This is a genomic window from Dyadobacter fanqingshengii (assembly GCF_023822005.2).
Lineage (GTDB): Bacteria > Bacteroidota > Bacteroidia > Cytophagales > Spirosomataceae > Dyadobacter > Dyadobacter fanqingshengii.
In genome coordinates this window covers 5,239,581-5,264,579 of the sequence record NZ_CP098806.1, presented here as the reverse complement: position 1 = coordinate 5,264,579, position 24,999 = coordinate 5,239,581, and the positions used below count along the sequence as shown (strand labels likewise).

Annotated in this window: 19 protein-coding genes; 11 read left to right on the top strand and 8 right to left on the bottom strand. The window is 45.5% G+C overall.

What is annotated here, in order from left to right; genetic code table 11:
- Positions 1-95: 95 nt before the first annotated feature.
- Genes pdeM through NFI81_RS22035 form a run of 4 tightly spaced genes read right to left on the bottom strand, consistent with a single transcriptional unit; the run spans position 96 to position 5,975 of the window.
- Positions 96-737 carry a ligase-associated DNA damage response endonuclease PdeM gene (gene pdeM, locus NFI81_RS22050; RefSeq protein WP_234614975.1) on the bottom strand — a complete coding sequence of 214 codons (642 nt, stop codon included), beginning with the start codon at positions 735-737 and terminating at the stop codon, positions 96-98.
- Complete coding sequence (locus tag NFI81_RS22045; RefSeq protein ID WP_234614976.1) at positions 727-3,189, bottom strand: ligase-associated DNA damage response DEXH box helicase; 2,463 nt, start codon at positions 3,187-3,189, stop codon at positions 727-729. Before NFI81_RS22045 ends, pdeM begins: the two co-directional genes overlap by 11 nt.
- Positions 3,190-3,246: 57 nt before the next feature.
- Positions 3,247-4,845 (bottom strand): ATP-dependent DNA ligase, encoded by a 1,599-nt coding sequence (locus NFI81_RS22040; RefSeq protein WP_234614977.1) that lies wholly within the window; start codon positions 4,843-4,845, stop codon positions 3,247-3,249.
- Positions 4,842-5,975, bottom strand: a complete 1,134-nt coding sequence (locus tag NFI81_RS22035) for a ligase-associated DNA damage response exonuclease (RefSeq protein WP_234614978.1) — start codon at positions 5,973-5,975, stop codon at positions 4,842-4,844. Before NFI81_RS22035 ends, NFI81_RS22040 begins: the two co-directional genes overlap by 4 nt.
- 136 nt (positions 5,976-6,111) lie before the next feature.
- On the opposite strand from NFI81_RS22035, the gene NFI81_RS22030 reads away from it, so the two are divergent.
- From NFI81_RS22030 to NFI81_RS21990, 9 genes are all read left to right on the top strand, one after another.
- The gene (locus NFI81_RS22030; protein ID WP_234614979.1) at positions 6,112-6,507 is read left to right on the top strand and encodes a DUF5618 family protein; all 396 of its coding nucleotides are present in this window, start codon (positions 6,112-6,114) and stop codon (positions 6,505-6,507) included.
- A 25-nt stretch (positions 6,508-6,532) separates the two neighbouring features.
- Positions 6,533-7,723: an ABC transporter substrate-binding protein gene (locus NFI81_RS22025; protein ID WP_234614980.1), complete on the top strand. Its 1,191-nt coding sequence runs from the start codon at positions 6,533-6,535 to the stop codon at positions 7,721-7,723.
- Entirely contained in the window at positions 7,723-8,805 is a 1,083-nt protein-coding gene (locus tag NFI81_RS22020) for a FecCD family ABC transporter permease (protein WP_374759484.1), read from the top strand. The genes NFI81_RS22025 and NFI81_RS22020 overlap by 1 nt, the downstream gene beginning before the upstream one ends.
- Positions 8,802-9,824: an ABC transporter ATP-binding protein gene (locus tag NFI81_RS22015; RefSeq protein WP_234614981.1), complete on the top strand. Its 1,023-nt coding sequence runs from the start codon at positions 8,802-8,804 to the stop codon at positions 9,822-9,824. The genes NFI81_RS22020 and NFI81_RS22015 overlap by 4 nt, the downstream gene beginning before the upstream one ends.
- A gap of 94 nt (positions 9,825-9,918) precedes the next feature.
- Entirely contained in the window at positions 9,919-11,901 is a 1,983-nt protein-coding gene (locus tag NFI81_RS22010) for an ArnT family glycosyltransferase (RefSeq protein ID WP_234614982.1), read from the top strand.
- Positions 11,902-11,945: 44 nt separating this feature from the next.
- Positions 11,946-12,359, top strand: a complete 414-nt coding sequence (locus NFI81_RS22005) for a nuclear transport factor 2 family protein (protein ID WP_234614983.1) — start codon at positions 11,946-11,948, stop codon at positions 12,357-12,359.
- Positions 12,352-12,954 carry a GNAT family N-acetyltransferase gene (locus NFI81_RS22000; RefSeq protein ID WP_234614984.1) on the top strand — a complete coding sequence of 201 codons (603 nt, stop codon included), beginning with the start codon at positions 12,352-12,354 and terminating at the stop codon, positions 12,952-12,954. Before NFI81_RS22005 ends, NFI81_RS22000 begins: the two co-directional genes overlap by 8 nt.
- 6 nt (positions 12,955-12,960) lie before the next feature.
- The gene (locus tag NFI81_RS21995) at positions 12,961-13,860 is read left to right on the top strand and encodes a carbon-nitrogen hydrolase family protein (protein WP_234614985.1); all 900 of its coding nucleotides are present in this window, start codon (positions 12,961-12,963) and stop codon (positions 13,858-13,860) included.
- A 419-nt stretch (positions 13,861-14,279) separates the two neighbouring features.
- The gene (locus NFI81_RS21990; RefSeq protein WP_234614986.1) at positions 14,280-15,707 is read left to right on the top strand and encodes a T9SS type A sorting domain-containing protein; all 1,428 of its coding nucleotides are present in this window, start codon (positions 14,280-14,282) and stop codon (positions 15,705-15,707) included.
- A 69-nt stretch (positions 15,708-15,776) separates the two neighbouring features.
- Here the strand turns inward: NFI81_RS21990 and NFI81_RS21985 are convergent, their stop codons facing one another.
- From NFI81_RS21985 to NFI81_RS21970, 4 genes are read right to left on the bottom strand one after another with little or no spacing between them, the layout of a single operon-like run.
- A complete protein-coding gene (locus tag NFI81_RS21985; protein WP_310589248.1) occupies positions 15,777-17,543 on the bottom strand; it encodes a PQQ-dependent sugar dehydrogenase in 1,767 nt (588 codons plus the stop codon).
- A gap of 2 nt (positions 17,544-17,545) precedes the next feature.
- On the bottom strand, positions 17,546-18,802 hold the full coding sequence (locus NFI81_RS21980; RefSeq protein ID WP_234614987.1) for an amidohydrolase/deacetylase family metallohydrolase: 1,257 nt from the start codon (positions 18,800-18,802) through the stop codon (positions 17,546-17,548).
- An 8-nt stretch (positions 18,803-18,810) separates the two neighbouring features.
- The gene (locus NFI81_RS21975; protein WP_234614988.1) at positions 18,811-20,100 is read right to left on the bottom strand and encodes an amidohydrolase/deacetylase family metallohydrolase; all 1,290 of its coding nucleotides are present in this window, start codon (positions 20,098-20,100) and stop codon (positions 18,811-18,813) included.
- Between the two features lie 60 nt (positions 20,101-20,160).
- Positions 20,161-20,913, bottom strand: coding sequence for a DKNYY domain-containing protein (locus tag NFI81_RS21970; RefSeq protein WP_234614989.1), 753 nt, complete (start codon positions 20,911-20,913; stop codon positions 20,161-20,163).
- A 212-nt stretch (positions 20,914-21,125) separates the two neighbouring features.
- Here NFI81_RS21970 and NFI81_RS21965 point away from each other — a divergent pair, with 212 nt between their 5' ends.
- Positions 21,126-24,218 carry a histidine kinase gene (locus NFI81_RS21965; protein WP_234614990.1) on the top strand — a complete coding sequence of 1,031 codons (3,093 nt, stop codon included), beginning with the start codon at positions 21,126-21,128 and terminating at the stop codon, positions 24,216-24,218.
- Positions 24,219-24,226: 8 nt separating this feature from the next.
- The gene (locus NFI81_RS21960) at positions 24,227-24,979 is read left to right on the top strand and encodes a LytR/AlgR family response regulator transcription factor (protein ID WP_234614991.1); all 753 of its coding nucleotides are present in this window, start codon (positions 24,227-24,229) and stop codon (positions 24,977-24,979) included.
- Positions 24,980-24,999 lie beyond the last annotated feature (20 nt).

The window sequence follows — 24,999 nt, the reverse complement described above, 5'->3', positions numbered from 1 at the left end:
GGCTGCACTAATACAGTAATTTGAGATCAAAAAAGAGTTCTTTCAAAAGATAGCGGAAGCGAGATGATTGGCTCGCCTAGTGTGATTGTCACGTTCTAACAAACAGAAAAAACCTTTGTCTCCGTGGTAATATAAATCTTCCTATCCTTAACCACCTCCATTTGAAAACCCCCGGTAAAAACGCCGAAACTGGGAACGATTGCTTGATGATTATCGATCACAAAACATGGCAGACGCACGCTTTGGCGGCCTTTTCCGTAGGTTGTAAAGATGGGATGGACGTGGCCGGCGAAGATGAATTTTTCTGAAATGGCCTCAACTTTCGGGTGGTGGGTGAATATGAAGTCTCCTTCTTCGAAATCGTTTAAATGCACTTCCAAATCAGCTTCGAGGAACAGACTTACGGGCAAAATATCGTGGTTACCGATTACGATCAGCATTTCGATGTAATGGTGTGCTGTGCGCCAGGTTTTGAAAAGATCCCATTCTGCATTGTATTGGGCATGAAAAAGGTCACCCAGGAAAATAATGCGGGTTGCGCCGGTGGTCTGGACTAGTTCGTTGAGTCTTTTGAAGTTGTTTTCAATGGCATTGGGCGGGACTGCGATTCCCTCTTTTCGGAAATGGGTTATTTTGCCTAAATGGATGTCACCGATTAACAAAGTCTGCGTTTCTTCCCAAAAAATGGCCCTTTGTGTAAGTAAAATAAAATGGTTTCCTCTAATTTCAATCTGCATCACTATACTGTTTGAGCATCTTCTGGATCCGGTCATCCAGCTTTTCCGACGTTAATTGTTCGCGCAAGCGGTCCACCATGATAGGGAACGAAAAAGGCGTTGGTTTCCGGGTTTGTTTAACAATAATTTTCTGCTTTGCGATCCGATCCAGTGCGTCGCGCATCCGAACTTCTTCCAATTGATAGGTCAAAACCTCCTGATAAGCCTGTTTGATAAGCAAATTATTATCTTCATACTTGCTCATCACCGTAAAAAGCAGCGAACTTGAAGCCTGTAACTGCCTCGTTTTCACATTCTTTCCAGGATAACCCTGAAACATTAATCCCGAAATAGCCGCAATATCCCTGAATTTTCGTTTCGCCATTTCCGTCGCATTCACGCTTTGATAAATGTCATCGACCAGATGTTTGGTAGAAAAAAGATCGACTTCATTCATAATCTTTTCAAAATCCACATATTGATCGCTTAGCAGTTCAAATCCATAATCATTCATCGCGACGGAAAAGGTGATCGGTGTCAACTTGCTGATCCGGTAAGCGAGAATGATCGACATGCCTTCATGCACCAAACGGCCTTCAAACGGAAAGATAAAAATATGATGGCCTTCCCGCGTTTCGCATTGCTCAATAAGGAGTTGATCCGTTTTTGGGATCATGGAACGGCTTGCCTGCAATTCCAGTAAAGGACGCAGTTTGGCCAGTTCGAGAGAATTATAGGGGTTTTCAATAGCATCGGCCAGGCGTTCGCGGATAAACGTGGATAGTTGTGAAGAAAGTGGCATCCTTCCGCCAGCCCATCGCACCAAAAAGCCCTTTTTTCCCTCAGCCTTTTTGACACTAACCGTCATTTCGTGAATCCGGACAAATTCGACGGTCATGCCCGCGAATGTAAAAACGTCGCCGGGCTTCATCCAGGTTACGAAGGATTCTTCAACAGTTCCAAGATATTTGCCCGACTGCAGTTTGACCTTAATGCCTGTTTCCGAAACAATTGTGCCCATACTCAACCGATGGCGCAATGCAACGCGGCGGCTCGTCACTTTGTAAAGCCCATCAACGCGCTCTACTTTTTTATATTCATCATACACCTGAAGCGACGAACTTCCTGTGGTAATGAATCCCAAAAGCCACTCCCATTCCTGCCTATTTAGATATTGGTAGCCATAGGCATCGCAAACTTCGTCGAACAATTGGGCTTCATCAAAACCTTCTCCAACCGCCAAAGTCATCATCCATTGTGCCAGCACATCAAATGCGTGCGCAACGGGCGGACGGTCTTCCAGCATGTTTTTTTCAACGCCTTCCCTGAGCGAAACGGCCTCAATGAGCTCCAATGCATTGGTTGGACAGAAATAAATTTTACTATCCACGCCAGGCCGGTGTCCACTCCTGCCCGCGCGCTGAATAAACCGGGCAATGCTTTTTGGACTGCTAACTTGTATAACCGTATCTACCGGCCTGAAATCCACACCCAAATCCAAACTTGCCGTGCAAATAACCAGCTTCAATCGTTCGTCATGCAACGCCTCCTCCACCCAGTCGCGAATTTCCCGATCCAGCGAAGCGTGATGCAAAGCCATAATGCCTGCAAATTCAGGATATTTATCAATGATCGTGCGATACCAAATCTCGGTTCCGGAGCGCGTATTGGTAAAAAGCAATGTTGTTTTGCTCTGATTAACGATTTCTACAACCTGATCCACCAACCGCGTCCCCATATAACCCGACCAGGGCAATGTCTCCACTTTCTCGGGAATAATGCTTTCTACCAGGATCTTTTTGTCTGTGTTAGCCTTGATAATCGCAGATTTTCCCACCGGAAACTTCATACCCAGCAAAACGTGTTTCGCTTCCTCTAAATTTCCGATGGTTGCCGAAATGCCCCAGGTTTGCAAATCGGGTTTCAGGCTTCTAAGCCTTGCCAGCGCCAATTCGGTTTGCGTTCCGCGCTTGCTTCCCATCAGTTCGTGCCACTCATCGACGACGACCGTATGCAGGTTTTTGAATGTTTCAGAACTGTTTTTTTGAGCAAAAAGAATGTGGAGACTTTCAGGCGTAATGATCAGTGCATCAGGCATTTGCTTTTTCTGATCGTTTCTGTCTTTGGTATTTGTGTCGCCCGTGCGAATACCAACCCGCCAAGTCAGGTTCATTTCAAGGGTGGCTGTTTCCATATTCCGGAACAAGTCTTTGGAAAGCGCACGCAAGGGCGTTATCCAGAGCACTTGCAGGCCTCGCTTGGGTTTAAGCTCTTTATTGCTGCGTTCATTAATATGGCGGATCAGGATCGGCACCCAAAGAGAATGTGTCTTTCCGCTTCCCGTAGGCGCATTTACCAACCCACTTTTACCCTCCATATAAGCCTCTGCCGCCTCTTTCTGAAAAGCCGCCCACTTCCATTTTTTGGATTTAAACCAATTTTCAGCAATCGTGTGTCCAGGAGATTTGGTCAAGTTTGTTTTTGGTAATGTGTTAGTCAAATCTAAATAATCAGTTTCAATGTGCCAATCTCACCTATACATCTCCAAAATCCCCTTCAAAGCCTCCAAAGTATCAGCCTCCTCAGCCTTTTTATCCTTCCGCCACCTCAATATTCTTGGAAATCTTACCGCGATCCCGGATTTGTGTCTTGAAGATTCATTGATCCCTTCGAAGCCAATTTCGAAAACCAGTTCAGGCTTCACTGTCCTGACGGGGCCGAATTTTTCGAGGACGTTCCTTTTGATGAAATAATCCACTTGACCAATTTCTACATCCGTTAAGCCGGAGTATGCTTTTGCAAATGGGACTAATTTTCCGTCCTCTCCCCAAACGGCAAATGTATAATCTGTAAAAAGCTCGGCACGTCTTCCCGAGCCTTTTTGAGCATATATGAGCACTGCGTCAACACTCAGCGGGTCGATTTTCCATTTCCACCAATCGCCTTTTTTACGGCCGACCTGATAGGTGCTTTCTTTCCTTTTGATCATGAAACCTTCCGCAATATTTTGCCGGGAAAGCGAATGTAACTCGCGTAACACAGCCCACTCTTTGAAATCAATAAGCGGGGAAAGATTAAATATATACTGATCAGGAGCCTTCTCGTGAATTAATTCCAACTCTGCGCGGCGCTGCTGCTGGGTTAAGCCTCTGATGTCAATGCCATTCGCTTCCAGAATGTCGTATGCAAGAAATGCAACCGGCGCTTCTTCGAGGACTTTTTTGGAGAGATTTTTCCTGCCAATTCTTGTTTGTAATACGTTGAAGGGCATGGGCTTATCGTCCATATAACTGACGATTTCGCCATCCAGCACCGTTCCGTTTGGCAGGACTTCGCTCAGGAAATGCAGCTCAGGGAATTTTTCAGTGGATAATTCTTCGCCGCGCGTCCAGATAAAGAGCTCATTGTTACGATATATAATCTGCGACCGTATTCCGTCCCATTTCCATTCTGCAAACCAATCCTCGGGATTGCCCAAGCCAGAAACATCGCCTTCGATCGGATAAGCCAGGAAAAACGGGTAAGGCCTGGAAGCGTTGTCATTTTCGCCTTTATCCAGAATCAATTGCTCAAAAGTCGTCCCGGACGGCTCCCATTGCCCCATTACCCGATGCGCAATCACATTGGAATCGGTTTCGGTGGCTTCGGCCAATGCGCGCACAACCAATGTTTGCGAAACGCCGATCCTGAAACTGCCCATTAGTAATTTATTGAAAACAAATGTCTCGTGTTGAGATAGTTGCATCCAGGCCTGCAAAATATGATCGTGCTTTTCCTCGTCCGTCATGCCGGGAAGCAGCCCCAGATAGTAGAACCATTCAGTAAGCGACTTGTCAGATCCTTCTGTTTTATTTCTTGGCAAAAGCAGTGAAATGGTTTCTCCCAAATCACCCACACTGTGATAACTTTCCTGAAAAAGCCACATGGGAATGCCTGCTTCCTCGGCCGCCCACTCTTTCACCATGGTCCTGTTCACTTTAAAGGATGGACGTCGACCAGTGAACAGTGTTAAAGCCCAAAGTTTATCCTCATCGGATGCCGTAAGGAAATATTGCTTCATGAACTCCACCTTCGCATTGGTTTTGTTGGTGCGGTCCAGGTTCATGAAAAGTTCTGCAAATTGTTTCATGCCCCTATATCCCCCGAAGGGGACTTTTTTGGTGATGGCTTTGTATCGATGACTTCGTCATCTAATGATTCTTTGTGTTGTTGATAAGCTTCGGTTCCGGCGCTGATGTCCTGGACTACTTCTTCTTCCTCGTTTTCGTCTTCATTGCCGTACATCGTGTGCACTTCTCCGGCTTCGATGCCGTTTTCATTGAGATATCTTGCATAAATGCTCGTATAACCGTGAGTTACGTACACTTTTTCGGCACCTGATTCTTTTACGGCTGTGTTTAAATCGGGCCAGTCAACGTGGTCGCTTAACACGAAACCCTGATCCACGGCTCGGCGATTTTTGGCTCCGCGTAGGGCCATCCAACCTGAGCAGTAACCCAATGAGTAAGGGGCGAATTTCTTGATCCAGGTGCTGCTATCAACGGATGGCGGCGCTAAGACCAGTGAACCGCGGAATAATTTTCGGTCGGTTTCTTTGGTTACCAATGTTAACTCAGGCAGGTCGAAACCCGCTTGTCTTAGCCTTTCATTTAATGTATAAATAGCGCCGTGGGCGTAGATTATTTTATCTTGCAGTTCAATATTTTTCAAGATCCGCTGCATTTTACCGAGGGAGTAACCCATGAGCACACTGGCTTTGTCTTCGCTTTTATTCTGCCGCCACCAGTTATCGATTTCACTCATCACTTCATGCTGCGGCTGCCATTTGTAAATGGGTAAACCAAAAGTTGACTCAGTTATAAACACATTGCATTTAACTGGTTCAAAGGGTGGTGCGAAATTGTCGACTTCCAATTTGTAGTCGCCGCTCGCAACCCAAACCTCACCCTTATACTCAACCCGAACCTGCGCTGAACCAATGATATGCCCGGCAGGATGCAAGGAAAATGTGACACCATTGATCACAAATTTCTCGTAGTATTCAACTGTTTGAAGTGAAATATCCTGGCCTAACCTCAGCCGCAAAATGGGCTCACTGTCTTTATGGGCCAGATAATGCTTGCTACCCCAGCGCGCGTGATCGCTATGTGCATGTGTGATGATTGCGCGATCCACGGGAATCCACGGATCAATGTGCGCATCCGCAACGGCGCAGTATATACTTTTCCCTGTGAATTGTAAAAGAGATTGTGCTGGCATGGCTTGGAAAATATTAAAAGTGTGCCAATTGACAAATTGGCACCGCTCATGTCTCCCCGAAAATTAATGCTATTTTTGAGTGACTTTTTTAGGAAGCTACGTCTAAATCAGGAATCATTAAACACTATAAATAATTATGACAAGGAAAAATCAAGGCCCTGCCCTTGCCCCTGCCGAAGAAGCCGCACGCTATTTAGAAAATGCCAAAACGATTTTGAGCGAAAAGGCAGGCAAAAAAGATGGATTGTATGCGGATGTCAAATATGTAAAAATGGCTTCCGGCACAGCATATTCCGCTGCATTACTAATTTTGGACGAATTCTTAAAACAGAAAGAAGGACTCAAATTTACCAAGCCTACAAGTATTGAAGATTATACCAATAGGGTAAGAAAATACGATAAGAAATTAATGAGACTGTTAGTTGAGGTTTATGACGAACTGCATATTGCTGGTTACTACCACGGGACATCATCTGCTAGAACAATACAGCTAGGCTTGGATAATGTCAGGCAAATGCTTACATACATTTAAACACAGTGCAGTAAACTTTTATTGAATGACCAACCAACGTTCCTTTAAAAACTCAACATTTCTTTTTTTATTCCTGTTTTCCTTTTTACACCTCTCAGGTTGTAATTCTGAGAAAAAGCAATCCAAAGAAGAGTCATCCAAGGTTGAGAAAAATACTTACGCTGACCAAACCAAAATCAACCACGCGAAAGGCTTTACAATAACATATCACAGTAATTATAAGATCGTAAGCATCCTAAGCCCGTTTGAAACCGGGACCGATACTTCAAAATACATTTTACTTGAAAGAGGAACTGCGCGCCCGACGGGTTTGGAAGAAGCGCAGGTGATTGAAATTCCTTTGAGAAGCATTGTTGCGACTTCTTCCATGCATGTTGCATTGCTTGAATTTTTGGATTCAGAAAGCATTATTATCGGGTTGAGTAATCCGCAATATATTTATTCTGCCAAAGTTCAGGCAATGATTAAAGCTGGAAAAGTTGTGAATATTGGCCGGGATCAGGGATTGAATGAGGAAAAGCTTCTGGAAATGCATCCGGATGTGGTGATGGCCATGGGCGGCCCGGGCGCCAAAGTCGATCATTATCGCATTTTAGCACAAGCCGGAATTCCCGTTTTGATCAACTCAGAATGGATTGAAAAAACGCCATTAGCGCGTGCTGAGTGGGTTAAGCTTGTTGCAGCATTGTTAAATAAGGAAAAAGAGGTGAATGAAAAGTTTGCAAAAATCGAGGCGGAATATGCCCGGCTAGCTGAGCTTGTGAAAGAAGTGAAGGAGAAACCGTCGATCATTTCTGGCCTTAACACCAAGGACGCATGGTTTTTGCCGAATGGCGACAGTTATATGTCCCAGTTTTTCCGGGATGCAGGTGGGGATTATCATTGGAGCAAAACAAAGGCGGCTGGCAGCTTGCCTTTGAATTTCGAGTCGGTTTATCCCATTGCATTGGAAGCCGATGCCTGGTTGAATGTCGGGTTTGACAAAAGTGATACGAAAGCGAATATTCTTGCCCAGGATTCGCGTTACAGCGATTTTAAGGCCTATAAGTCGGGGCGAATGTATAGTTATTGTGGCCGTGTAAATGATCAGGGCGCGAATGATTTTTTTGAATCGGGGACCGTAAATCCGCATATTGTACTTTCGGATCTCATTAAAATATTGCATCCGGAATTGTTGCCAGAGCATCATTTGGTTTATTACAAACAGCTCAAATAATGGCAGAAATCCTCCAAAAAAACTCTTCGCTTAAATCTTCCAAAGCCGCGCACCGACTCATGTTTGCAGGACTGATCATATTAGCGATCGTGTTCTTTATTTTGGACGTTATGCTCGGCTCAGTCCAAATTCCGTTCAGAGAAGTTGTCAAAATCATTTTTTTTCAAGAATCAGCAAACACCGCCTGGTTATTTATTATTGAAAAAATACGCATTCCCAAAGCGATAACAGCCATCCTGGTTGGCTGTGGACTCTCTGTCAGCGGGTTACAAATGCAGACCTTATTCCGAAACCCATTAGCCGGGCCGTCCGAACTGGGCATTACCGCCGGAGCCGGACTGGGTGTGGCGGCCGTTATGCTCGCCGGAGGAAGTAGCGCCAGCCTGTATGCGATCAGCAAGCTCGGCGTTTCGGGTAGCTGGCTGATCATTGTGATGGCTTCGCTGGGGTCTGCACTGGTTTTATCACTCATTTTGTTGATAGCGGGCAGGATCAGGGACAATGTGATTTTGCTGATTGTGGGCGTGATGATTGGAACCATAACTCTTTCAATTGTCAGCATTTGGCAATATTTCAGTCAGCCAGAACAATTGCAGGAATACATTATGTGGACTTTCGGTTCGCTGGGCGGCGTTACCCAGTATCATCTTTATGCGCTGACCGGCGTTGTCGCATTTGGCCTCCTGCTGGCATTTATTTCTTCCAAAGCGCTGAATGCACTTTTGTTGGGCGAAAATTACGCAAGAAGCATGGGGCTCACCATTGGGAAAACGAGGCTGATCATCATGCTCAGTACGAGCCTGTTAACGGGCAGCATTACGGCCTTTTGCGGGCCCATCGGATTTGTAGGCATCGCTATTCCACATATTGCCCGTTCACTATTTGGCACGTCCGATCACCGCGTACTGATTCCGGGCTGTTGTTTAACGGGCATGGTTCTCTTGCTTTTGTGTGACATTATTGCACAGCTGCCCGGCATGCAAACCGTCATTCCAGTTAATGTTGTGACTTCGTTACTGGGTGCGCCGGTGGTTATCTGGATCATTATCAGCCGTAATAACCTTCGTTCTTCTTTCTCATGAGTGATTTAAAGCCATTTCTGGAAACAAAGGATCTTGCTATTGGATATAAAACCAAAAGAACGGAGCGGATTATCTCGAAAACCCTGAATCTCACGCTGAAACCCGGGCAGCTGGTTTGTTTGCTAGGCTCCAACGGTTCGGGAAAATCAACATTAATGCGCACAATTGCTGGTTTGCAACCTGCTTTGGAAGGCGTTGTCTACATTGGTCAGCAGCCACTCGCTGGCTTGAAATCTGCCGAGCTCGCGCAAAAACTCAGTCTGGTTTTGACAGAACGCGTTGAAGCCGGGAACCTTACCGCACTGGAAGTCATCACATTAGGCCGTACACCCTACACAGGTTGGCTCGGCGCACTAAGCAAAATTGATCACGATAAGATCAATGAAGCCATCTGGCTGGCTAATGTTGAAGATTTGATTAACAGAAAAATCCATCAGCTCAGCGACGGCGAGCGACAAAAAGTAATGCTGGCCCGCGCGCTCGCACAAGATACAGAGCTCATTCTGCTCGACGAACCAACTGCCCATTTGGATCTGCCTAACCGCGTGGAAATGATGCGGTTGCTGCACACATTGGCGCGGCAAACCGAAAAAGCTATTTTACTGAGCACACACGAGCTCGATCTCGCGCTGCAAGCAGCTGATATACTGTGGCTTATGAAGCAAGACGGAGCACTGGCCACGGGCGTTCCGGAAGATCTTGTTCTGAACGGTGCGTTTGAATCTGCATTTGCCAAAAGTGGTTTTTTCTTTAATAAATCCAGCGGCACGTTCAACATTTATCAGGATGTATGCACGCATTCCATAAGTCTTTCCGGTGATGCGATATTGACATTTTGGACGGGAAGAGCATTGCAGCGGGAAGGTTTCGGCATTACGGATGATGTTCATGCAATGTTCAAGGTGCATTGCGATCGCGAGGGTGAAACTGCGGTTTGGCAAATAAAATCCCCTTTGCATGGATCGAAATATTTCAACATTGCAGACCTGGTTCTGGGAATAAAATCTCACAGCAAATAATCTATGTGCCCGCTGGTGGCAAAATTTGAATATTGTTTAATCGAATTAGTTAGTTTTGACCTTCGAAACTAGCCAAAGCAGTTCACCCCTTCACATGATCTTTCTAATTCCGCTGGCAATCTGGCTGGGCACAGCCAATTGCTTCCTGGCATTTTATAACGGAAGCCCGCAAGCATTCCGTCGCTCTCTATTGACTGCCGCGATTGGCATATTCTTCTTTATTGCAGCATCGACCGAAATGCTTAGTCCCGCAAATTTCGTGAATGCAACCTCTGTAAAAACGGCCTGGACAATCCTGAACATTGCCCTTATGCTGCTTTTCAGGCGATTAAGCAAAAGGGAAAATATTTCAATGCCCGACATTTTAAAGGGCTGGTTATCGTCCGGACGGGCCTTTTTTCGTGAAACCGGTAGCCTTACCAATGTCGTTTTGTTTTCCATTTCTGCGCTCACTTTTATTGTTGCGGTAGTTGCTACGCCCAACAATATGGATTCGATGGCCTATCATTTGAGCAGGCTCGGATATTGGATCCAGAATGGCAATGTGAATCATTATGCGTCTCATATCGAGCGGTCCATCTCATTCAGCCCATTTTCGGAATATGTGCATTTACATTCATTTTTGTTGTCGAATAGTGAACGTGCGTTTCAATTATTGCAATGGGGTTGTATGGTTGGCCTGCTCATGTACATTTCATTACTCGTCGAAATGCTCTCCAGTAGCCGCTCTGCCATGCGGGTGGCACTTTGTTTTGGTGTTACGCTGCCTATTGTTGTCCTGGAATCAATGACGACGCAGAATGACATTGTGGTGGCATTTTTCATCGTCGCCTGCGCTTTTCATACTTTCGATTATGTGCGTCAAACCAATAAAATTTCGCTTATTCTCCTGGTTTCCGCGGCGGCACTAGGCATGATGACGAAGGGCACATTTGTATTTTATGTCCTTCCTTTTGCCGCATATATTTTCTTTTTCATGATTGCCAAACCGCTTCAATGGAAGCCATTGGCTTTTTTGATAGGTGGTGCCGTTGCGATCATGCTGCTGCTCAACGGGCCGTTCTGGTACAGGACTTACCAGATCTACGAAACGCCAATCGGGAGAATGAGTAATGGTAACAAAAATGATGTTTCAAATCCTGCCAATTTGCTTTCCTCCACAACCAAGCACGTTTTTCTTCATTTAGGATTTGTTTCGCCGGGCGATCGATATAACAAGTTCATGTTGAACAAGTTGGACCGATTTCACGAAGTTATAGGCATTCCGCTTAATGCGCCGGGAACCGGGATGATATTTAAGATGAACAAGTTGAATTTTAATGAAGATTTCGCCCATAACTTTCTGGCTATGTGGCTCGTCATCTTTTCTTTACCTCTTTTATTTTTTACTAAATTATCCAAAACCGCACGCTGGTATGCTGCGTTTTCATTTGTGAGTTTTCTGCTCTTTTGCTTTTTTATCGGCTATCAGATTTACGGCTCGAGACTTCACATTCCTTTCTTCCTCCTCATTGCGCCCATCATCGGGATCGTTTACGGCTCGCTTAAAATCCGCGCGGTCCCCGTGCTTCTATGCTTGATACTGTGGATTTTCGCGCTGCCATTTGCGGTTTTGAGCACAAGCCATCCGCTGCTTTCTACGAAATGGTTTTTTGAAGAGATTTTCCCAAAGGTTAATACGGCATTTAACCTGAATATCAACATTGGTAAGGCCAATATGAACCTGAAACAGCCCAGCATTTTATTTTCCAAACCTGAAAAAGTCGTTTGGGGAGATTATACGGATCAGGCAGAGAAAATGCGCTTTTACGTAGACTCGATCGGAGCTAAAAATATCGGCTTCGACTTTCTGGAATCCAGCCTCGATTATGCTTACCAATATATCCTGAGAGCACCAGACCGGCACTTTGAGCACATAAAAGTGCGCAACCCTTCACACATCCTGGAAAACAAAACTTTCCGGCCCGACTGCATTATTGCCGAACATTTCGAAGGAAACCACATGACCTATCATGGCCGCACTTATGTTAAAAAATGGAGCGTTACCGGCACTTTTATATATATGCCGGTGAACTAGTTGCTGCTCTATTTTATTATCAATACAAACATTAACATTCCAACATGGCTTCTCTGGACATTGTTCAAGCATATTATACAAGCTTCAATCAAAAAAATTGGGAGGGCATGCTCGCCTTGGTGCACCCCGAAGTAAGGCACGAACCCAACCAGGGCGACGTGCGCATTGGCATTGAAAAATTCACCGAGTTTCTGCGCACAATGGATGAGTCCTACGAAGAAACGCTAACCGATATGGTCTTTTTCACAACACCGGACGACTCGCGGATTGCGGTGGAATTCATTGTCAGGGGAATTTATAAAAAAGGTGAAGAAGGCTTTCCGGAGGCTTACGGGCAATCTTACAAGGTTCCGGCAGCTGCATTTTTGGAATTAAAAAACGAAAAAATTTGCCGGGTTACCACTTATTACAACCTGCCGCTTTGGATACAACTGGTTTCCAAGCCCACAAATGTCTGATCAACTTACATTTGCAGCTTATAAGGGCGTTGAAATAGCGGCCGTTGTGGAGGCATTGGGCGCATTGCGGATCGCAGTTTTCCACGATTATCCTTATTTATATGAGGGTTCGCTCGACTACGAAAAGGATTATCTGCAAATTTATGTCCAGTCCGAACGCGCGTTTTTATTCTCCGTATTTGATGGAAGTAAAATGGTGGGTGCAACAACTTGCATTCCATTAACGGACGAAGCTGCGGAAGTTCGCAAGCCATTCGAAGACGCGGGCTTTGATATAAGCACCATTTTTTACTTTGGTGAAAGCATTTTGTTGCCCGAATATCGCGGATCTGGCCTCGGGCACCGATTTTTCGATGAACGTGAAGCACACGCCAGGAGCTTTGGAAACTTCGAGCTGAGTTGTTTCTGCTCCGTTGAAAGAGGCGATAATCATCCCGCAAAACCAGCAGATTACCGTCCTAATGATGCCTTTTGGCTCAAACGCGGTTACGTTAAGGAACCTGCCCTGCAAAGCATTATGGAATGGCCCGACATTGGCGAAACGTCTTCCTCGGCCAAAAACATGACTTTTTGGATCAAACCACTTAACAGCTAGTTGCTTATGTTTGTTACAATCGCTTCCGCTCAATATCCCATTACCGAACATGCAGATTTTGCTGCCTGGCAAAAGCACATTGAAAACTGGGTGAGCGATGCCGCGGCGAAAGGCGCTGAACTCTTGCTTTTCCCTGAATATGGGGCAATGGAGCTGGTAAGCATCTTATCTCCTGATATTAAAAGTGATATCCTGCTCCAAGTTGCGGCTATGGACAATTTTAAGGAGTCATTTTGCGATGTTTTTGCGGAACTTGCCGTGCAACACAACGTTATTATTGTCGCGCCCAGCCTGCCCGTTATTGAAGATGGCCAACATTTAAACCGGGTTTTTGTTTTTTCCAAAAAAGGCCTTGCAGGATATCAGGACAAGTTTTTCATGACACGCTTCGAAAATGAAGATTGGGGAATTCAGAGCGCGCCAAAAGTATTAACCGTTTTTGAAGCATCCTGGGGGAAATTTGGCATTCAGATCTGTTATGACGTGGAATTTGCATTGGGATCGCAATCACTTTGCAATGCTGGCGCCTCATTAATTCTGGCCCCAAGCTGTACAGAAACAATTCGTGGCGCTACACGCGTGCATGTGGGCGCACGGGCGCGGGCATTGGAAAATCAGGTTTATGTGACTGTTTCTCAAACTGTTGGCAATGCAGAATGGTCACCAGCGGTGGACATTAACTACGGGTATGCGGCCTTTTACTCAACTCCCGACAAGGACTTACCGGAAGAAGGCATTATCGCAATTAAATCACCTCAACAGGAAGGCTGGCTGATTCAGGAGTTGGATTTCACTAAAATTGGGGAAGTAAGGCGCGATGGGCACGTTTTCAATTTCAGTGACCAACGAAAGGTCAGCATGGAATGGTCTGGTGAGAAGTTAAGCATTCAACATACATTGGTTTAGAATTACGGTGACACTTCCCCGAAAATCCAAGAACAAAATAGCACAGAACAACGATTGCAATATTGGAATAAAATATAACTATTCCTATTCGACATTTGTTATTATGGGTTACTTAAAATTAGTTTCTAAAATAAGTAACTCAACTTTGGATGAATCACCCGGAATGACGAACTTTAAGAGCGATTTCTACTCTCAAAATACTTATAATCAATCGAATACATTTATATTGACTTCTAATCCCGACACTATTTCTACAAGATTATAAATAGATAAAATTGGATTATAGATATAGTTTGAAAAAGTAAACTTTTCTTTTACAATCCTATAAAACAAGTTTAAAAGCGCCGGAGGATTTAATTTTTTTAAGATGAATGATGGTATATTAATTTATCATTTACACTTAAAAAACGTTCCTCATCGTGAAAACTTTCTACCCTATCCTATGGATGATCGTGGTCGGTCTGTCCATCAGTTTGCGCTCCCAGGCACAATGCACAATCCTCGATCCGACAGTTGAATTAATCAGTGTTTCGGACTCGGACCCAAATTGCACTGTACATGTAACCGTCTCATTTACAATTGATAGAAACAAGGGAAACAAGTATACCTATGTACATTTGTGGACTGCAGCCGACTATCCAGCTCTTGAATACAAAAAAGCGCCGGACGGCGACGACCTGGTTGATGCACTGGGAACGATAGCCATCAATACGGACGGCACAGCTTCTCTGCTTCCCAATTACGGCCCGGACGAGGAAAACGTCACGCCGCTTTTCGCCGGTTTATTCATTGTGGAGGAAGATCTTGGCGGGAAATTAGCGAAGATTACGATCAGCAACATTCAACTCATTGTCCCGGGAGCCTGCGGGGACCTTCCAAAATTGAAAAGCGACATCTGGTCAACACAGGCCGAAGCCGACAAACATCCTCCTGTCCACTGTGTTGCAACCTGCGTGCCACTGACGATCAAAGATCCTGCAATCACTGGCGAAATTAATTGCAATGAGCCGAACGGGCCTAGAACCTATGATCTCAGCATTACTACGGCCAACCCAACCGCATTTGAGGTTACGTACAAACTCTATCTTGATGACGGCGTGTTAACCAGCGGCCACACGACTTTTGGTCCGGGCGACGAATTTATTTCCGAAAGCACAATTACGCTATCCTCATCGCTTCCAATCACCAAAATGGACGTTGCTTATCCCTATGATCCCATGGAAAGCAAAAGATCCATCTGGGTGGTGCTCACCTCGCCCACATTGTCTGACCCTATTGTATTTGAAATCATTAATAATTGCTCGGTAACCATGCCTGTGAAACTGGCCAAATTCAAAGGTGACCTGCTGGACAATGCTGTAGCGCTTTCGTGGATCACGACGGAAGAGTTGGAAAGCAGTTATTTTCAGGTTGAACGCAGCGGCGATGCGGTGGAATTTGTTAACCTGGGCCGCATCCAGTCAAAAGGAACCACTGATGTTACGCAGCATTATGGCTTTCGGGATGAGGCTCCATTGCAGGGAAATAACTATTACCGTCTGAAAATGGTCGATCTGGATGGAAGTATGGAACATTCCACCATCGTCGTGGTTGCCAACCATGGCAATAGCATCGCCTTTGAGCTTCTGGGCAATCCCGTTATTAACCGTGAAGTGCGGTTTATTTTGAAAAATGAAAATTCGGAGAACATCATGCTGCATGACATTCGGGGCAGGAAAGTTGCATTTTCACTGTCAAAAACAGGAAATACATTTATCCTTAAACCGCAGGGCAGCATTTCAAGCGGGCTATACCTGCTTCATCTCCGTAACAATCCACGGCAAACAAAAAAAGTGTTGATCCCTTAAAAGGTTTTACACGATACATACCAAGCGCCGGATGTTGATCGTCCGGTGCTTTGTTTAATGTAATTCAAATCATTTTTTCAAAACCCGGTTAACTTCCTCCACCGAAACCCTGTCCGGCATATTCCCGAATTGCTGCCTTACATAAGTCAGCAGCTGCGCCATTTCCTCCGGCGTAATGAAATCGTGTTTAGGCATCAGATCATTATAAGGCTTCCCTAACACTTCTATTGGGCCTTCCAAACCATTGGCTACGGCCTGAATGAGCTTCCTTTTATCCTCCGTAACCCATTCCGAATTTACCAGTGGTGGAAAGCGGCTGCCATCGCCTAGGCCGTTGGATTGGTGACAAGGCGTGCAATAAGTGCTGTAAATTTTTTCTCCGGCCAGTTTTGTATCCTTATCCAGATTGTCCTTCACCACATCCGGCGTCCTGATATTTCCCAGCAACTTGTGCTTTTCCATGGCAGCCAGTTGCGATGCCCCAAATGATTGCTTATTGCCCTTGAACATCACCCGCCAGATCTTTCCTTTCTTCGAATCTGAAATGTAAAGGGAACCGTCCGGTCCTTGTGCCAGCCCCATAGGCCGTGCTTTGGCGTCGCTCACATTAATAATCGGATCCATGCCTGCGAAACCATCCGCAAAAACTTCCCATTTCTCCGAGAATTTACCATTCACCCAAGGCACGAAGCAAACGAAATAACCAGCCTGCGGATAGGGCGCGCGGTTTGTGGAGCCGTGGAAAGCGATAAATGCACCGTTTTTATAGCGTTCGGGAAATTGGTTTCCGGTATAAAACAGCATGTCGTTGGGTGCCCAATGTCCGGGAAAACCAATGATCGGATTTTGGTATTTGGCCCCTTCTGCTTCTTTTTTTCCATCGCCGCCGTATTCCGGGTTCAAAATTTTCTTACCCTTCATTTGGTCAAAGTAATAGTAAGGCCAGCCCAGATTGGTTCCTTGTGTGACTTTTACAAATTCCTCGGCTGGTAAGACGGCACTTTGCCACGAGGAATAAATGTCAGGGAACAGCCGCCGCAAATTATCGCGGCCATGCACCACTGCATACAGGTTCTGTTCTGCATAATTCCAGCGCATTCCCAGGATGCTCCGCAAACCAGTCGCAAAAAGGCTGCCGTCCGCCTGTGTTTGATTGAGCTTATCTGCACTGAATTTCCATATTCCACCATGTTTTTCAAGATCCGGGCAAGGATTTAAACCACTCCTTCCCGGCTTGCCGCCCGGTAAGTTGAGCATATCCTGGCAAGCATCCGAAGGCGCACCGAACGGGACATACATGTTGCCTTTGTCATCGAAAGCCATGGGTTTGGTAATGTGCCAGTGCGTGCCGTGCTCGTGATCATCTTTTAAAATAACCTCCACGGTGCTGTCAGGCAAAAGCTGGCCGGGGATCAGTTTGCTGCGGTAAACAAACAATGAAGAACTGAAATACAAATATCCGTTGCGGATCGTAATGCCGTTAGCGAGGCTGCTTTGGTCGGGATAGTTGCCAAAATTCTTGATTATGTCGGCTTTCCCGTCGCGATTTGTGTCCCTGAGCGCCACGGTCCCGCCCTGCTGACCTTTTCCAAAATAGCGCAGCTTTATATATATGTCGCCATTCTCATTTACCACGATATGCCGTGCAAGTCCGGTGCTATCGGCAACAACAAGCGTTTCGAAACCTTCCGGCGTTGCCAGACCGCCATTGTCCGGGTCGCCTTTGGGAAGCAGATCCTGTTTTTGTGCGCCTGAGAAAAGCATTACTATGAGGCCGAAGCAAAGATAGCGCTGCGTAAGCCTCCATTTTTGTTTATAAAAAAAGGATCTCATCATGATTAAAAATCTACTTTTTTAGCGCCCAAACCATTTAAATCCCACACAATTTTTCCGTCCCTCACTGTCATCTCCATTTCCAGCTTTTTGGAACCTGATATCGTTTTTCCCCCTGAATCGGTAAAGCCGAATGTGCCTTCGCTTACTTTGAAAATGGCCAGATCGGCCACATTGCCTGCTTTCAGATTTCCCAATTCCTCATGTTTAATAGCCATAGCAGCATTCCAGGTGGCGATTTGCACCACATCATTAAGCGATAGACCCAACGCCATGAATTTGGACATCACATTCGTCATATCCTTCATGGCCGAATTCATGCTGAAACGGTGCAGATCGGTTCCAAACGAATTGGGTGCAAATCCCTGCTTCACCGCAGGTGCAGCCTGATCAAACCAAAAGCCCGCGCCGCCATGTCCTAAATCAAACAAAATGCCCCGTTTCTTTGCTTCCAGGACAAATGGGCGCACCTTTCCATCTTCGCCAATGATGGGCATCCGCTCTTTAATGTTTTCATAAGTATGCGTGATCATATCGCCCGCGCTGAGTTTAGCAAGCTGATCCTGCAAGGAATATTGAGGCAAGTGACATTCCACAAAAAGTGGCTTTTCGACCTGTCTCGCCAATTTTATTGCATTGTCATAAGGGGTCCAGTCCGTTCCGTTATAATGTCCTATCTTCACGCCGACGATCGTTTCAGCATGTTGGTTGATGATGCTTAAAGCGGAATCCGGGACCATATCGGCGATATTTTGCTCATGTTCCGCACCCGTCATGCCGTCTCCTGAAATGTTGATGAAAGCCAAAATCCTTGTTTTAGACTGATCAATCACCTGTTTTTTAAACAAAGGAAAACTACGCCAGCCGGAAGTTCCTGCGTCAACAACCGTGGTTACACCGGAACGAAACGTAAAATCATCGGGAGAAACGCTGTTTACGCCGTCGGCAAAAAGTCCGGCATTGGGGCCCACAAAAACGTGCGTGTGCATATCAATAAAACCAGGCGTCACATACAACCCTTTCGCCTCAATTATTTTTTCAGCAGGCTCATTGATTTTGACCGCAACCTTTGCGATAATGCCTTTATTAACAGCAATGTCCATTATTTTATCAATGCCATTCGCAGGATCAATAACATGGCCGCCTTTAATGAGCAGATCATATTTCTGACCAAAAACATTGCCGCCGAAAACAAGCAGAATCAGCAGGCAAAAATGAATTTTGCAGGCATTTATCATGCTATCAATGTTCGTTGAATACATTGCCATTATTATTTAGCCGTCATTTCCGACTCCCAACCCGCAGCGCTGATCCCGTTCAGGTCCCAAACAATTTTCCCGGCACGAATGGTGAGCTCCGCTTCCAGTTTCTTATCGCCTTTCAGTTTCAGTTTTCGCGTGTCTAAAAAACCAAAATCGCCCTTTTTCAAATTAAAAACTGCGATATCAGCCTCAGAACCTACTGATAATGTTCCAAGATCCGGTCGCTTGATCACTTGTGCGGGGTTCCATGTAGCGCGCAGGATGGCATCCGGGAGCGTCATGCCCATGTTGAGAAATTTGGAAATTACATTGTCCAGGCCTTTCATGCCGCCGTTCATGCTATCGGTATGCAAGTCTGTGCTGATCACGTTGGGTTTAAATCCTTGCTGCATGGCCGGAATTGCCTGCCGCCACGCGAATGCGCCGCCGCCGTGACCCACATCGAAAATCAAGCCGTTTTTCTGTGCTTCGAAAACAAATGGTTTTACTTTCCCATTTTCATCCACAACCGTTTCCCGGTTTGCAGGCCCATGCGAATACGTGTGCGTAAAAATGTCGCCCGGACGAAGATATTCTTTGAATAATTTTTCAATAGACAAGGGCGGCTGATGTTCACCAAAATCAACCATAACCGGCACATTAGCCAGCTTTCCAGCCTCAACCGCGGCTTTTACCTGCGCATAGTCGCCCCAGAAATGCGCGGCTTTTACACCGACGATAATCTTGGGAAAAAGCCTTTGGATCATATTGGCGACCATCACCGGGTTCATATCCGAAAGATCCTGCTCTTCGTAACGGCTCGCCATGCCTGTGCCTACAATGTTGAGCAATGCCAAAACGCGTGTTTGCGCCTTGTCGATCGTCTGTGCTTTAAATGTCCGGAAGTTGCGCCAACCCGATGATCCTGCATCCACGACTGTGGTGATTCCGGCCCGAAAAGTGAAGCCGTCGGGTGGAAGACTGGTGGATGCGTTGGCAATGTAGGCGTCGGGCACCGTGCCTGCGAAAACGTGCGCATGCATATCAATAAGGCCGGGTGTGACGTAATAGCCTTTCACGTCTACCGTCTTTTTGGCTTCGGATGCAGCAATGTTGCTGGCTACCCGGACGATCTTTCCACCGGCGATGGCGACGTCCATCACTGCGTCAATGTTGTTTTTGGGATCAATGACATGCCCGCCTTTCAGCAGGAGTTCAATATCCTGGGCATTGGAAAAATAAGGAGAAAATAAAAACAGCAGGGAACACAGAAATCCAGCAACGCGTCCGGCGTTCTTTGCATGCGTGCAAGCCAACATTTGTCAAGAGTTTAGATCTGAATTGTATTCATATACAAGTCAGTAAGGGCAAAAAGTTACTTAGCAATTTAATGCTTCATAAGTGGATGGCTCGCAGTCGATGAGCCGGGCACCACGCCAGTATACGTGGTTCTGATCGAGGCTGTAATACTGATTGATCACCTGAAAACTTTCCGGATCGGCACCTTCCATTATTTTGAAAGAAGCAGGCCCCATTAAGTAAACATGATCGGCGTCTCTGGAATAACCATGCCGCAGAGGCTCGAAGGATCGCACATCCGGCTCTTTAACCCGGATACCATTAACAAAAATGCTATGCCGGTCTTTGAAATATGTAAGGCCGTCAACCTTGGCAAGTAATTGAAAGTGAGGAGCATCATAAGAAATAACCCGATCAGCATAGTAGATACATTTGCTGTCTTTTGACAAATGCCTGTCTATTTTAACAAAGTGATCGGGATCGTTTGAAACGATTTTATAAGCTGTGTAAATGTGATTGCAATCTTTGCCCCAGGCATAGCCAAGCACAACAAATGAAGATGGATCAGCGCCTGGAATGGTCTTGCCTTTATAATAAACAAACTTTTCATCGATCGCGTATTGCCTGATTGACGGCAGCTTGGAAAAATTGTTTTGCAATGTTTGAAATGATCTGACATCAGCACCTGCAACCAGATCAAATGTGGGGCTTGCCAGGCTTCCGCAGTAGTACACCTTATTCTTTCTGACGTAGTATCCCGGTTCCCTGGAAAGTGCATTCTTAAATTTTGTGTTGTTGGTGATGCGGGAAGCCAGGGCACTAATGTTGATCATGACGAACGTTGATTAGGATAGTTTCATTATTTTTCACGGCTAATTGCCTTACTTTCAGTATTAAAGTTGGCTTTCCAAGGTTACAAAGTCAAAACCAAAGAGGGAACGGTCGATCTGGGCTATTTAACGGCAAACGTTAAGTATACCAACCATCGTTAATCAACCACTTCACAACGTTTCGATCTTCTTTTAATGAAATAATCCATTTAAGCATGCGTCAGAGATTTGCGTTCTTATTTGCTTTCTGGTTGATCCCCGCAATGCTTTTTGGGCAGACAATCTTTCAAAATATCAAATGGCAGGATGGCCTGAGCGCAAAACAGGTGCGCTGCCTTTACAAAGACGATACGGGGTTTTTGTGGATCGGGACAAACAATGGCCTTAACCGTTACGATGGGGCGGTTGTAAAACAATATAAGCATGGTACAAAACAGAAAAACCTCCTGATCAATGCCATTCAGCCACTAGGCAAAGGAGATACATTGGTTTTGGGATTGTTGAACGGCATTATGCTGTTCAATGCCAGCTCGGGTTCTTTTTTAAAGGACAGCCGGTTTTCTGCATTGGAAAAAGAGACGGTCATTACCATCAAAACGGATCATGTAGGTCGGCTTTGGATTGGCACTTCCAACCGGATTTACATTTATGAGAAGGGAAAGGTGCGCCCGCTTTCTGCCATTGTCCCGGCGGCTGCCAGTATATTCAGCCAATCCGATTATTTCCTATCGGGAATGGTTTGGGACACGACGCGAAACGGATTCTGGATTGTTGGAAGCAAGCCGTTTTTTATCGACACCAGGAAAAAGGCAATCTACCATAAGGACAACAATGTGCTCCGTTCGCCCATTTTTGAGCAGAAATATGTAAATGCGCTCGCTGTGGATAGCAAAGGCGATGTTTGGTATGGATGCGATGATAACCTGACGCTCAATTACTGGAATGCCAAAACGGGTTCAGTGCAAAGCTTTTACGAACTCGATGGCAAGAAGATCAGCGACGGAATTAATCTTTTATTCATTGATCATAAAGACAGGCTGTGGATCTCGACCTGGCTGTTTGCGGCATTTATTAAGGAGCGCGGGCAGAAAATCAAGAAAATTGAGTATGATCAGAATTTGTCCTATTGTATCGGATATGGGCATTTTAGAGATGCTATTACGGATAAAGAGGGGAATGTGTGGCTAGGGACGATCAATGGCGTTAGTAAAAGCCAGTCGCAATATCCGTTGCAGGCGATATATCAGCTGCCTAATTTCAAATTTTTCCTTGAAACCGGCTTCGCGCATGCGAATTCCATTACGGTGGATAAAAATCTGGTAATGGCCTGTAAAGAGGACGGAATCGTAGCATATCACACGGACAACCGCACTTACCAGCGCTACATCGTGACAGAGGAGGATTTGCGCAGAAACCGGTTCGTGATGTGCACAAAGGCCAAAGACGCATGGTGGTTTGTGGGAAATGACGGCGTTCATGTTTTGCGAAACGGGAGCGACAAGCTGGTAAGATTTGAAGACATCAAGAAGGACACACCCAACCGTTACGCAAATTTTGCTTTCACCGACCATAAGGGCAATGTCTGGTTTCAGATCCTGGAAGACGCCATTTACCGGCACGATCCGGTAACTAAGAAAACGACGCGCTATGACGGCACTGACAGCCGTTTTGGGTTATTTGCATTTAAGAGTTGCCCGAGTTCCATACAATTGAGTAATAAGGATATTCTGTTTTCATTGCCCGGAAGTGGCTTACTGCGTTTTGATTACCAAAAAGAACATTTCTCGATCTTACCGAATAAAGAGTTTGCCGACGTGCAGGTTTTGAAGCTGGCAGAGGATAAAAAAGGCGATATATGGGCTGCCGTGAGTGGTAAAGGTTTGGTTAAAATAAATCGAAACGGAACCCCGCTGGATAGCATAGACAGCAGGACCGGCCTGTTTTACGATTATCTGTCCAGCATTGCCATCGATTCGCGGGGCGCGGTTTGGGGAGCGAGCAGAGAAGGGCTTATGTTTTTTAATCCGGATACGCGGGCAGTCACAAAAGTGGAAATTGACCTTGGCAAAACATTGCAGGATTATTACAACAACCTGACATTCGCGAATGGTAAAATATATGCTGTCATGCTGGACCATATTTTGTTAATCGACCCTTTCAGTTTCGCTGGTATGCCGGTTAAGCAGCCGCCATTTATTACTTCAATAAAGGTTTTTGGCCAGGAAAAGCTTGGATTTGAGAAGGAAGGGGTTTTGGAACTTGCACCTAATGAAGACTTTATCACTTTTCAATATGCATCGTTAAGCCATCGCGACATTCCGGCATTGCAATATAGTTACCAACTGGAAAGCGTTGATGAAAATTGGGTGAATGCAGGCCGGGCGATCACGGCCACATATACGAATCTCATGCCCGGAAAATACCTTTTTAAAGTGCGGAGTACGGATGAATTCGGGAGGTGGATGACTAAAATCCAGAAGTTGCAGGTGATCGTGAGGCCAAACTGGTGGCAAACCTGGTGGTTCAGGTTACTATGCCTGATCCTGGCGGGGGTTGCGGTGTATTTTACTTACCAGGCTTACAGACAACGCAAGCAGCAAAACGCGCAGAGCGAGCATAAGGAACTAATGTTGCTGAAAATAAGCAAGATGCTTGCAGAAAGTCAGCTTATGGCATTACGGGCGCAGATGAACCCGCATTTTATCTTTAACTGCCTTAATAGTATTCAGGAATGCATTGTTACAGGCAAATATGCGCAGGCGAGCACATATCTGAACAAGTTTTCCAAACTTTTCAGGATGGTCCTGCGGAACTCCGGCAAAGACCTGATTTCGGTGTCCCAGGAGCGTCAGGTCCTGGAACTTTACCTGGAACTGGAATTGATGCGTTTCGAGGAAAGTTTTACCTACGAAATCATCGTTGACCCTGCGCTGGAAGACGACAATGTTGCTTTGCCTTCCATGCTTCTGCAACCTTATGTGGAAAATGCACTTTGGCATGGGTTGCTGCATAAGGACGGCGAACGCAAGCTGCTCATTGAATTCAGGCTGGTTAACGAGGATATTTTCCTGTGCAGGATCCAGGATAATGGTATCGGAATAAAAAAATCATTTGAATTAAAGGCCGAAAGTGTCAAGTATAAACAGCACGAATCACAAGGATTAAGCATAACAAAAGACCGCATCGACCTGCTCAATAAACAAGGAAACCATGCATTGCTCACTATAACCGACCTCTACGATGAAAATGGTGCTGCTGGCGGGACCCTGATTGAAATTGAATTATCAACGTACCTCAACAATGTATAAGCAAGACAATGATAAAAGCGCTGATTATTGACGACGAGCCCAAAGCACGGACCGTGCTTAAATATTATATTGAAAGTTTTGTTGAGGAAATTACGGAAATCAGGCAGGCTGAGTCGGTAGACCAGGCGCTCGAAATTTTACGCAATTACAACCCGGGAATCGTTTTTCTGGATGTGGAAATGCCCAAGCGAAACGGCTTCGACTTTTTGCGCTCGCTGGTAAATCCATCGTTTGAGGTCATTTTCACGACTGCTTACAATCAATACGCAGTTCAGGCGATCCGTTTCAGCGCGCTGGATTATCTGCTGAAACCCGTTGATCCCGATGAGCTGAGGTTTGCAATGGACCGATATCTGAAAATTCAGAAAGTGGATGCCAAAAGCAATTTGATCCTGTATGATAATCTTGTTCACAACATTGGAAAAAGCGAAATCAATGATTTCCGTCTCGCGATCCCGTCCAAGGATGGCGTGCTGTTTCTTACTTTGGAACAGATCATACGTATGCAGGGAGACGGTAATTACACATTTATCCACACCACAAACAAAAAACCGATCGTCACGAGCAAAACATTGAAATACTTTGATGAAATGCTGGAAGAGTTTGGTTTTATCCGCACGCATAAATCACATTTGGTGAATCCCAAACACATTTCCCAGATGAGCCACGATCACGGTTACATTGTGGTAAGCGACGGCACAGAAGTGGAAATATCCCGCAGGAAGAAATTGGAAGTCATAAAATTGCTGAATGTCAGATAGTTAAGATTTCAAATTTTTTA